The organism is Paenibacillus sp. RC84 (genome assembly GCF_041260495.1).
Taxonomy (GTDB): Bacteria; Bacillota; Bacilli; order Paenibacillales; family NBRC-103111; genus Paenibacillus_F.
Genome location: NZ_JBGBYL010000007.1, coordinates 272,529 through 284,595, shown reverse-complemented (window position 1 = coordinate 284,595; position 12,067 = coordinate 272,529). Strand labels below are relative to the sequence as shown.

Genomic DNA, 12,067 nt, shown 5'->3' with positions numbered 1-12,067 from the left:
CCTGTGCCCTCCCCATCTAATGATAACGCTTTCATAATAGATAATATCTTTCTTGAATCCATTTGATTTTATTCATGTAATCATCCCATCTTGTTATCATTCCCGTCTCTCTGGCAACCGTCATTCATTCATTGAATCGCCATCCTTTTATTTATTTTCGTTTGCATTTTTAGTATAGTAACGATAATTGTATCAATCAATTTGATTATATTTGATAAACAATAACAAATCATTATAATAAAATTTCCTTGAAAGGTGAACTGTCCATGAACTTCAGCAAACTGCAAACGTTCATCACTCTATCCGAGTGCTTGAACTTTACGGAAGCGGCCGAATTGCTCTATTGCTCCCAACCGTCCGTAAGCATGCAAATTCAAAGCATTGAGGCGGAGTTGGGGGTTTTACTTTTTGACCGGATCGGCAAAAAACTTTACCTGACGAAACAAGGCGAGGAGTTCAAGCCTTATGCAGAGCAAATGATCAACCTGCTGCATTCAGCTAAAGATCATATCAGGCAGTTGGAAGACTTATCCTATGGTACATTATCTTTCGGTGCGAGCAATTTTGTGGGTGTCTATCTGCTCCCCATGATCCTGCGCAATTATTCCAAAACGTTTCCAAATATTAAAATCAACATGAGCATTACTTCTTCTAGCCATCTTATTCACATGTTGGAATCTAATAAAGTTGAATTTCTTGTTCTGTCTGATCGGGTTTTGATGGATGAATCCCGTTTTGAAAGTAAAACTTTTTACGAGGACGAGCTTGTCCTTATTGTCAACCCTCTGCATCCGCTTGCCTCAAAGCCGGAATGTACCCTGCAGGACTTGGCCAACGAAACGTTCATTATAAAACCTGACAAATCGGCCACGCGAAGTTACTTGGAAGGAAAGTTTGAGGAATTAGGGTTTACTCCACCCAAATATCTTGAAATCAGTAACTTGGAAGGAATTAAACAAGCGGTCATTCATGAACTTGGCGTATCGATTGTTTCTAACTTTGCCATTCAACAAGAAGTTAAAAACGGATTAATCGTCAAAATACCCGTAAAAGGGGTTACCTTCACCAGGGGGATCTGTTATGTCTATCATCGTCAAAAACATCTTTCTCCTGCGGCCAAACAACTTGTTTCATTATTAGATCAATTCTATGACGTAAATTCCAACTAAAAGGCGAAGCAACCGAAGTGCGATAGCAGTCTTTGGCTTGTTTCTTCCGGCTCCGCTTGGTTGATATCGCAAAGGTTGAAAATGACCGGGCAAGCAGCAGCCTACCCGGTTCATCCGCTATACTACTATTTGCGATACGGTTCAGCTTAACGGGTCTATCGTATCTCCACTATTTGACCTGTTACGCACACGAAAAGTTACCTTTGTCCCTGTATCTACCGTACTATGTATTTCGAGTCCTGTTCCAAAGTGCCGTTTTAATCGCTGATCCGTATTAATCAATCCGACTCCCGAACTACTGTCTGCTTTTCTTTCCAGTATTCTTTGTAATTGATCTTTGTCCATTCCAATCCCGTCGTCTTCAACGGCTATCTCTGCATGCGTGACATAGACAGAAACCCTAATAACAATCTTCCCACCGCGGGTGCGCTTCATAACTCCATGTCTTATCGCATTTTCAACGAGAGGCTGGATCGTGAGAAATGGGATTTTCAATTCCCCATAGTCATCTATCTCCCAAATGATCTGCAGCCTTTCTTCAAAACGGATCTTTTCGATATATAAGTAAGAGCGCACTAGACTTAGCTCCTCTTCAATCGGAACAAGTCCATTCGGATTTTCGAATTTAAATTTATTTCTTAAAAAATTACTGAGCTCATGGAGCAGATTACTCATTTTATCTAAATTAATGTCACTTAAAGCTATGACAGAATTTAATGCATTAAATAAAAAATGAGGCTGAATCTGCGCTTGGAGCCATGCAGCTTCTAATTGCAATTGTTCACGAATGACTTGTTTAATCGTTGTCAGTGCCTCGATCCGTGATTTTATTTCTATGGCCTCCACCGGCTTCGTCACATAATCGTTTGCCCCCGCCAAAAATCCACTCTGAATATCTTCCGGTTGACTTCTTGCGGTAAGGAGCAGAATAGGGAGCTCAGTGAGTGTATATCGCTTACGAATGATCCGTGTCAGCTCATAACCGGACATCTGCGGCATCATAATATCAGAGATGACTAGATCCCATTCCTTGGTATCCAGCACTGCTAGTGCTTCTTTACCGCTCGTTACCAGCGTCACCTCATATTCTTCTGGCGGTAGAATGGTTTCAAGCACTTGAAGGTTGATAGGATCATCATCAACAATTAATAAGTGCGGACGATCGCGATGCACTTCTGATAAGATGGTTGGTTTCACAGCCGACGGGATATCCGCCTTTTCCCCGTTTATCCAGGCATTTTCTTGAATCGGCATGGATCGTAATGGGAATGGTTCAAGTGAACTCGTCCTATCATTCTCTTCCTCCACCTCCAAGTCTGCTAGCTTTAATGAAAATTTAAAGGTTGAGCCTTCTCCTACAACAGAGGACACAACTAACGTACCTCCATGAAGCTCAACCAGCTGTTTGCTTATACTCAAACCTAACCCGAAGCCGCCTTCAATCATGGTCTCACTCGTGCTGGCTTGCTCATACGGACGGAATAGGCGCTTAAGCATGTTCTCATCCATTCCGATCCCGGTATCCGCAATAACGATATAGGCTCGCTCCTCTTTCACAAAAGCTCGAATCGAAATGTCCCCATCATTCGTATATTTCACTGCATTATGAAGTAAATTGAAAATAATTTGAGTAACCCGGTTCTCATCCGCATGTACGGGAGGAAAATCTTCAGGAATTTGATTTGCAATGTGTACAGACTTCACTTCTGCATTTAATTGCAACATATCAAGCACGCCGGTCACAATCGGCTGAATAAATAGGACTCTTTTCAGTATCCGTGGATTGCCCTCCCGTAAACTCATTACATCAATCAAATCATTTATTATCAATGTCACTCGACGTCCTACAGATAAAATAGTTTCAAGCTCTTTGATACTCCTTTCCTGCAACAAATGCCGTTCCCGTTTTAAAACGGATTGGGACATATTAAGCATGCTATGAAGCGGATTTTTAAATTCATGCGAAGTGTTTGCCAGAAATTGATCCTTATGGTCATTCATTCTTTGCAAGGTTGCAGCAAGCTCTTTGGTGTTCGCATGCATGATAAAGTAACCCTTAAACCATTCAGAGGCTAAACAACCCATCGCAATAATCATATCGAACGGATAGTAGACAAGACTTAAACCGCTATCCAGCAAGATTAACGACCAAAGAGAATGGTTCATCAACGCAAGAAAAGAGAAAAGCAGTAAAAGATTGCTCTTTAAATCTTTAATTACTTTTTTAAACATTGTAATCAACGTGATAACTCCAGCAATACCAACTAATAGATAATAAACAGGAAAAAGCATAATCACTTGAGTTGGATCTAAAAACAAAGTGATGCCAGCAGTCCCTAGATTCATTACTTTATAGACAGGGTACATCCTACGCCAATATGGAAGCTCGCGATGATTCGTACACTGGAGCAAAGCATATGCTGCAATAACGAAAGCAATATTAGTCAGCCTGAAATCCCAATTACTTCCAATGTAAAATAACTGATGGAACAACTTCTCATCCGTACTAAAGACACTCGTGATCGTTACACATAATGCAAGCAAACTAAAATAAAGCAGCTTCTTTTCCTTATTTCCTAGTAAATACAAAATAAGTGCATAGACAGCATGCATAATAAATATAATCGCTGCCAAAAACTGCATAAAAATGGAAGATTTCATCTCTTTGGCAATGGCTTCTTCTGAACCAAATTTAATGGATCGGACAATGCCCCCGCTTCGACTATCCACATAATTTGCCGCCTGAATGACGAGTTCGATTACACCGTTGTCATCTGCTGTAAAGGTTGTAGAATAAGGTAGATCCTTCGAAATATATTCATCCTTTATTGTCGCCACCTGTCCGGATTTAGTAAGTAATCGACCGTTTACATATAATTCTGATGCAGTGCGTACGCTGGGCACACGAATACTATAATTCAGGTCCTTTTCCGGATTTACATATACTCGCAAGCGATAAGAACCGAATCCGTATGGAGTTGAATTCCCGGCATGCAAAGCTTCATTCCATCTTCCCGGAACCTGAATAAGCCTTGGCTTACTCTCGCCAAATCCTTGTAGCTGCCTACCATCCATCAGCCGTTGTGAGGGATAAAACTCCCATTCCCCATCAAGTAAAACAATTTCCCCGTCTTCTGCATTCCAATTGCGCAAATCGAATTGCCCGTTTTTAATCGGCTCATGTTTTTGATCACGAAACATTTCCATCCACAAAATGCGCGAACCGGATAAAAGAATCAATAACAATCCTAGCATTACCAGCATAGTGCTCTTCTTTATTTGGTATTTGGATGAATGATTTGCCAAGAAATATACCTCTCCTATTCATTCTCATCTAAAACATTTATGTAGACAATAACTCATATTTTCCTTCATGCCAGGAATTTCCTTGTTTCTATTATACAGCTATACTTGCTTAGCAAACTTTAGTTTTTTATATTGAAATAAAAAAGAATGAGCAAAATATCCTTTGCTCATTCCTTTATGGAAATGGTCTGTGCCATCTTTATCGAATGGCCTCTAATTAAACTTCTCTTTTATTAAAAGCAAGGTCTTGATTCATCTTAAACGAAGGAAATTGCTGCCTTCCGGTTGTTCTTCTCATCATTGCCTTCTACCGGACAAATCAAAGCACAAAATAACAGGCTCTCAGATCCGTATTCATCTATTATAGAAATCAAGGAGCGATTAAGCGTATGAACTGGATCGAATCATTGCAAACAGCCATTCAATATATGGAAGACCATTTGCTCGAAGATATGACGATTGAGCAGATTTCGGCGAAAGTCCATCTTTCTCCTTTTAATTTTCAACGTACTTTTGCCTTATTAACTGATGTTACTATCGCAGAATATATCAGACGGAGACGATTAACATTGGCGGCAAATGAGCTTTTACAAAGTGATTACAAAATCATAGATTTGGCACACAGGTATGGTTATGACACTCCTGAATCTTTTTCCAAAGCTTTTCGTAGGCAACACGGGATCACACCTAGTGAGGCACGCAAGAATACTACCTCTGTCAAGTCGTATAATCGTTTGGTTATTCAATTAAGTTTAAAAGGAGCAGAACCGATGAATTACAAAATTGTTGAACAAGCTGGGTTTTCGTTAGTGGGGATAAAGAAATCTTTCTCTTATGTAGATGGAGAACATTTATCAGGAATTCCGAACATGTGGCAAGAAGCGTATACGAGCGGTACAGAAGATCGTTTATTTCATTTGAATAATGGTGTTATTAAAGGATTACTTGGAGTCTGTGTGGATCAGAACGAAATCCAAGAGAAACAAATGGAATATTGGATTGCTACAACTTATGATGGTGAAGTACCAGAAGGATTATCCACACTCATGATTCCTTCTTCCAAATGGAGTGTATTTGAAGTGGAAGGTCCCCTGCCAGCGAGTATGCAGAGTCTATGGAAACAGATTATTTCGGAATGGTTCCCTTCGAATCCTTATGAGCATGCGGGTATACCCGAACTCGAAGTATATCCAGGTCCTAATCACCCGCCCCAAATCTGGATACCGATTAAATAATGAATGTAAGGCGGCGAAAGGAAGCGATCAGTGAACGCGACAATCGTTTCTAATCGGCTATGAATACAAGTTCTTGTCCACAGCTCGGGACAAGAACTTGCATTGTTAGAACAAAAAAATCTTCTTTCATATCCTCGCTAGCTCAATCAATTAACCTTTTCTGCGTTCCCGATCCAACAGTTCAATTAACGTCATCAAGCTTTCGGCCACAGTTTGATATGCTGTGTCGATAACGATGTGATCTCGGTCCCAAACATCATACTGCAGGCAGTTCAGCAGATGTATCGAAAGCGCGGATTATCGTGCATGAAATTCCTTATCGAGTCCAAAAAACGTGCATTCGAGTATGGAATAGGTGGATTAAACCTTCGCAAAATGATTCATAATCCTATCGGCGGCACGCTTATATCCGCCGGCCTGCCGTAAAGATTCACCGATGAGGAAAGCCTGCTGTTTATAAAGCGGATTGCTTAGTACTTCCGCCAATGCCTCTCTCAAAACTGATGGGCTGAGGTTGTGCTTATCCAATGTGATACCCGCTCCCAGCTTCTGTACCCGATTGGCGACAAGAGGCTGATCCGACGTTAATGGAATCATCACCAACGGAACGTTGTAATAAAGCGCCTCACTGGTACTGTTCATTCCGGCATGCGTAATAAAAACATCCGTATGCTGCAGCATGTCCAATTGCGCAATGTATGGTTTGACGATAAAATTATCAGGAATTCGATCCGCCAACGGTTCCATATCCGTGTATTTTCCTGAAGATAGAACAACATTCACCGGCAAATCCCCTAATGCTTCAAAGCAAAGCCGATAGAAATCCAAGTTTTTATTTAAAATGGTTCCCATGGAAATGTACACGGTTTGCGGGAATCGTTCACGAAGCAGCTCGAACGGGAAGTCCGGAGCATCCTTCCGCGGTATGATCGAAGGACCGGCGAAAATAAAACTGTCGTCCAGCTTTTCCGCCTGCGGTTGAAAATAACGGCTTGTATACACGAGCTTTAACCGACCTGCATGTGCCGGAATCTCTTCTATGGCCGGAATACTCACTTGAAACTCTCGGGCTAACTCACGCGTTATTTTCATCGTGGCCTCATACAGTTCCTTCGTGTCCGTCTCCTCCCCATTCAAACCTTGGTCATTTCCCAAAGGCTCTACGAAAGCAAAAGAGGCAATCGAACAGACCGCAGGAATTCCCAGCTTCTCTGCAAGAATAGTCCCTCCCCAGCCCATCAGGGAATCAAAGATCAAATAATCGAACCTTTGATTTTCTATCACTCGAAGCACCTCGGGGATCAACCGCCGAATGATACCGCCTACCATCATATAAATGAACGGATAAGGATGCATGTACTCCTGCGGTTTTAACACTGGATCATGAGAAAAAGCATCTTGCGGAAAGGGATAGGTAAGTACCTGGGCTCCGGTTTGTTCAATTCGGGAACGGTACTCCTCCGTGCACACATAGACAACTTCCTCGCCATTGTCCGTCAACTGAGTGACTAATCCTAACGACGGATTCACATGGCCTTCAGCCGGAGTAATTACAACTAACACACGCGCCATCTACTCCACCTCCGAATTCAATAAATTCCCCCGCTCTTCATGATGGTTTTATTACGACGTATCCGTTATCCGTTACATGGGAAGCTTGTCCTTCGCATGGCTCATCGGATGATGTTCTTGATGAACGAGTTCTGTAATTCTTAAAGATGCTAAGAAACTTATCAAGACAAAGACTAATTGGAGCGTTAGCACCACCAAAACCCCGGCAGATATGCCCCACTGTAAAGTTTCGGCCAAGGCGATTAAAGCGCCGCATACTCCAATGCTCACTCCCATATAGAAGGAATCCACGAATTGGAGAGTCGCGGACATTTCTCCCTCTTTGCCAGGATCGGCATGTTGTAAAGCAATGGCCCCGGTTGTAGGGTTGGCTAAGCCGACACCGAATCCTGTAATCATTTGCGAGAGCAGGATGAGTATAATTCCGCCGCCCGACAACATAAGGGCCAGGATCACAAGTACAGTTCCGGCGATCATAATCCCGATTCCCAGCATGACTCTGCGCTTTCGGCCACGACCTTGATCCCTTGCATCAAGCTTGGCTTGCAGCCACGCTGCGGCAGACCAGCTCAAAGAGCCTGCGGCTACAAGCAGGCCTGCAAACTCTGCCGAGACCCCCTTCACTTCGGTTAGTGCCAAGATCACAAAGCTCTCCGTTGTAAAATAACAAGCGACATACAGCCCTCTGGAAACCAGAGTTGCGGGCAACCCTTTTTTCACCGAAAAAGTGCCTATGGGCAGCAGCTTTCGCATTAGCGGAATCATGACGAATAACCCGACAAAAGTGAGCAGAATTCCTTTCCAATCGGTTATCATACCGAGTCCGGCGAGCAGCAGCCCCGTTCCAATGGCAAGCAGAATCGCATGGATAGCTTTCGAGCCGATTGTTTGGGCTGAACCAATTTGGGCTGGCCCAGTCAGAGTTTGCCGGAGCTGCAGATCACGGAAAGAGCGGAATGTTAAACTTAATGCCAATACAAGCAAGGGCAAAACGATCCAGAAAACAAACCGCCACGAAATATAGGAGGCAATAAGCCCTGCCACATAAGGCCCGATTAAGGAAGGCAGGACAAATGCCATGGAGAATGCCGCTAAGATTTGAGTACGAAGAGCATCCGGATAATGTAACGTTACACTGGCATAAACACAGGTGATCAGGGCTCCCGCCCCAAAACCTTGAAGAGCTCTTCCGGCTATAAGCATGTGCATATCGAAAGAAACGGCCGGAACCACGGTGCCTAGCACAAAAATACTAAAAGACACAAGCATGGATGTAAAAACGCCGCGCTTGTCAACCTGCTGCCCCATGACCAAGGTCCCTACAAGCTGAGATAACAAAAATGCGCTGAAGATCCAACCGTATAAATGAATGCCCTGCAAGCTTTGTGCCAATTTCGGGGCAATTGTCGTAATAGCCAGTCCCTCGAAAGCTACGGTTGTCAGAACCAGCATAATACCGATCGTCAACGCCCTGTACGGAATATCGAAAATCCCAGTCTGATTGGAGTTCGTTGTCTTCCTCATCCTCCCCTAAATAAATGACTTTATTGTAAATAACAACCATAATTGGCATTCTGAATATACAATAAACATCGTACTTTGTAAAGAAAAAACTTTATTAAGTGGCATACATAGGAAACAAGTCGGTTGCTTCAACTTTTTATCCTACCGTGCAGTTTCCTTGCTTTTCTAATGAAAGGCTTAACGGTAATCGAAGCGTACTTTGTGACGGCACATCCCTGTTGATGTCCTGTAAGACTTAGGGTTGAGGGTACGAACTTGCATGGTTAAAACAAAAAAGTCGCTATTCGGCGACTTCTTAACGATATATTTTATTGTCCGCCCACATGCGTTCGTAGAAGCGTTTTTATGGGCAAGGCTCGCCATTTTCAGGGGTTATAACTACTCCATTGACCTTCCCCGTCTATCCTGCTTGAATATCTTTTTTTACACTCGCTTTTTATACACTCTCATCGCAAAGATATAAGCCAGGAACAAAATCCCAACACACCACATAAGAGCGACCCATATATCATTGCCCACCGGCTGATCTGCCAGCAGCGCCCGAATGGCTTCCACGATCGCGGTCACCGGCTGGTTCTCGGCAAAAATGCGAACGGCGGTCGGCATCGACCCGGTCGGCACAAACGCCGAGCTGATAAACGGCAGGAAGATAATCGGGTAGGAAAATGCGCTTGCGCCATCCACTGATTTGGCGGACAGTCCCGCAATCGCCGCAACCCAAGTTAACGCCAGTGTGAACAGCAGGAGTATGCCGGCTACGGCAAGCCATGGCAGGATCCCCGCGGACGAACGAAAGCCCATAATCAATGCTACGAGAACGATGACGACAACCGATATGGCGTTGGATACCAGCGAGGTCAGCACATGCCCCCACAGTAAGGTGGAACGTGAAATCGGCATGGAGTGAAACCGTTCGAATATCCCCCGCTGCACATCGGTAAACAGGCGGAAAGACGTGTAGGATACACCGCTGGCAATCGCAATCAGTAGTATACCGGGCAGCAGGTAATTTACATAGTTATCCGTTCCGGATTGAATTGCGCCTCCGAACACGTATACAAACAGCAGCATCATCGCGATCGGCATGATGGTGACTGTGACGATGGTGTCCAAACTGCGGGAAATATGGCGCATGGAACGTCCAAGCATAACGCCCAGATCGCTAAAATAATGTTTCTTTACCGCCTCCATTTACTTCCTCTCCTTTTTGCCGACGATTGCGAGGAAGATCTCCTCTAATGTCGGCTGTTTTTCAACGTACTCCGCCTTCGCGGATGGGAACAGCTTTTTTAGCTCCGAGAGCGTGCCGTTAGCAATAATTTTGCCCTCGTGCAAAATGGCTATCCGGTCGGCAAGCTGCTCCGCTTCCTCCAAATACTGCGTGGTCAAGAGTATCGTCGTGCCGCCGTCGGCCAGCTCCTTGACGATCTTCCAAACCTCGATGCGCGACTCGGGGTCAAGCCCGGTAGTCGGCTCGTCGAGGAAAATGATCTGCGGACTTCCCACAAGGCTCAAGGCGATGTCGAGCCTGCGGCGCATACCGCCCGAATAAGTAGATGCCTTGCGGTCTGCGGCGTCTGTCAGGCCGAAGCGTTTAAGCATGTTATCCGCCACCTGTCGCGGATTTTCGAGGTATCGCAGCTTGGCAATCATGATCAGATTTTCCCGTCCGGTCAATATTTCGTCCACAGCGGCGAATTGCCCGGTCAGGCCGATCGCCTGCCGCACATGATCGGGCCTGAACACAGCATCGAACCCGTTTATGGCCGCGGTTCCGCCGTCTGGTTTGAGGAGCGTGGCGAGGATTTTGACAATCGTTGTCTTGCCCGCACCGTTAGAGCCGAGCAGGGCGAAAATACTGCCCTTTTCCACCTCGAAATCAACGCCCTTCAGCACCTCATGCTGCTTGTAGGATTTTTGCAGTCCTTTTACTTCAATGGCCTTGGTTTGCACGGGTTGCATCATATTCCCTCCCTTAAATAACTGTAACTTTCGATAAATCGGCTTCCATGCCTTTAAGAGCGGCATAGGTCAGTTTATCCATCGTTGCGCCGTCAAAGCAGATGGTTTTGATCATACGATAGTACTTTTTGGTGAAGGTAAACCCAGGCTGGAAAGAAACATTTTTAAAGATGGCTCCCTTGAACGAAACTTCGGTTAAGGCCGCTTTTTCAAACTTAACGCCGATAAACGTCTGTCCGTCAAAGCACTGCCCGCTCAGATCGGAGTGCTTGAAGTCAACCCCGTCAAATAAACAACGTTCAAAAATCGTTTTTCTAAGATCGATCATCGATAGCGAGACGTCGGTCAGTCTTACGCCTGTGAATTTGGCTCCGGCAAGGCCCGACTTGCTGAAATTGGTTCGTACAAGGATCGTCTTATTGAAGCTTGCATTTGCCAAGTCAAGCGCGGACAGGCCGCAGTCCGTCAAATTCGCGCCGTCAAAATTGGCTTCACGTACGTCGCTGCTCTTAAACGAACTGCCGGTCAAATCTGCGCCGGAAAAGTCGGAACCGTGCAACGCGCTGCCATTAAACTGACCTTTATGGGCCGTAACGCCTGCAAAGTCGCTTTTCGCCAGGTTGCTTGCGCTAAAGTTTGTCACTACTTGCCGTTCCAGCGAGCGGGAGAGGTTGGCGACCTCCAGAATCGTTTGCTCGATGTCGCCGATACTCTCAATCGTCATCTTAAACGCTGTTTCATCGTCCTTGCCCTTGGCTTTGAGTTCACTATACCGCTCCTGCAAATCGGTGAGCAGGTCGGCCTTTAATTCGGTGACGCTTTTTACCCCGTCGTATGGCGTAAAAACGCTGTTCAAATAGTCCGTCAATTTCTGATTCATCCCATCAATCTCCTTATAATAAGTTTTCCAGTACGCGCTTTGCATACTCCCAATTGCTTTTGTTGCGGGTGTAAGTATCCTTGCCCTTTTCGGTAATCCTAAAATACTTACGCCGTCCGCCCTGCGATTCATCGCCCCAATACCACTCGATATCGCCGTCTGCTTCAAGCCGCCGGAAACTGGAGTACATCGTGGCTTCCTTCAATTCATACTCGCCGTCCGAACGCTCGGCAATCAGTTTGACAATCTCGTAACCGTAATGATCAGCTTCGGACAAGAGCCGTAAAATCATCGTATCGGTATGTCCGCGAAGCAGGTCGGATGTGATCTTGTTCTCGCTCATTTAATCACCTCCACACTTTGTATGATATGACATATTACTGTGACTGTCAAGGTAGTGTTTTAAATAAAATACTTTG

At 44.7% G+C, this 12,067-nt stretch carries 9 protein-coding genes; 2 read left to right on the top strand and 7 right to left on the bottom strand.

All coding sequences use genetic code 11. The features are described 5' to 3' along the window. The first annotated feature begins 266 nt into the window (after positions 1 to 266). On the top strand, positions 267 to 1,169 hold the full coding sequence (locus ABH899_RS17725; protein ID WP_369998838.1) for a LysR substrate-binding domain-containing protein: 903 nt from the start codon (positions 267 to 269) through the stop codon (positions 1,167 to 1,169). Between the two features lie 141 nt (positions 1,170 to 1,310). Here the strand turns inward: ABH899_RS17725 and ABH899_RS17720 are convergent, their stop codons facing one another. Next, positions 1,311 to 4,475 (bottom strand): hybrid sensor histidine kinase/response regulator, encoded by a 3,165-nt coding sequence (locus tag ABH899_RS17720; RefSeq protein WP_369998836.1) that lies wholly within the window; start codon positions 4,473 to 4,475, stop codon positions 1,311 to 1,313. 389 nt (positions 4,476 to 4,864) lie between these two features. Between ABH899_RS17720 and ABH899_RS17715 the strand changes: the two genes are divergently transcribed. Beyond that, complete coding sequence (locus ABH899_RS17715; RefSeq protein WP_369998834.1) at positions 4,865 to 5,710, top strand: AraC family transcriptional regulator; 846 nt, start codon at positions 4,865 to 4,867, stop codon at positions 5,708 to 5,710. 360 nt (positions 5,711 to 6,070) lie between these two features. Here ABH899_RS17715 and ABH899_RS17710 read toward each other — a convergent pair whose 3' ends face one another. The 6 genes from ABH899_RS17710 to ABH899_RS17685 all read right to left on the bottom strand — a co-directional run bounded on the left by ABH899_RS17710 (position 6,071) and on the right by ABH899_RS17685 (position 11,991). Beyond that, complete coding sequence (locus tag ABH899_RS17710) at positions 6,071 to 7,282, bottom strand: macrolide family glycosyltransferase (protein WP_369998831.1); 1,212 nt, start codon at positions 7,280 to 7,282, stop codon at positions 6,071 to 6,073. A 72-nt stretch (positions 7,283 to 7,354) separates the two neighbouring features. Next, positions 7,355 to 8,806: an MFS transporter gene (locus tag ABH899_RS17705; RefSeq protein ID WP_369998828.1), complete on the bottom strand. Its 1,452-nt coding sequence runs from the start codon at positions 8,804 to 8,806 to the stop codon at positions 7,355 to 7,357. A gap of 423 nt (positions 8,807 to 9,229) precedes the next feature. After that, the gene (locus ABH899_RS17700) at positions 9,230 to 9,997 is read right to left on the bottom strand and encodes an ABC transporter permease (RefSeq protein ID WP_369998825.1); all 768 of its coding nucleotides are present in this window, start codon (positions 9,995 to 9,997) and stop codon (positions 9,230 to 9,232) included. Then, positions 9,998 to 10,768 carry an ABC transporter ATP-binding protein gene (locus tag ABH899_RS17695; RefSeq protein WP_369998822.1) on the bottom strand — a complete coding sequence of 257 codons (771 nt, stop codon included), beginning with the start codon at positions 10,766 to 10,768 and terminating at the stop codon, positions 9,998 to 10,000. It lies immediately after the preceding gene. A 13-nt stretch (positions 10,769 to 10,781) separates the two neighbouring features. Next, positions 10,782 to 11,648, bottom strand: coding sequence for a pentapeptide repeat-containing protein (locus ABH899_RS17690; protein WP_369998819.1), 867 nt, complete (start codon positions 11,646 to 11,648; stop codon positions 10,782 to 10,784). A 13-nt stretch (positions 11,649 to 11,661) separates the two neighbouring features. Further along, positions 11,662 to 11,991 (bottom strand): PadR family transcriptional regulator, encoded by a 330-nt coding sequence (locus tag ABH899_RS17685; protein WP_369998815.1) that lies wholly within the window; start codon positions 11,989 to 11,991, stop codon positions 11,662 to 11,664. Positions 11,992 to 12,067 lie beyond the last annotated feature (76 nt).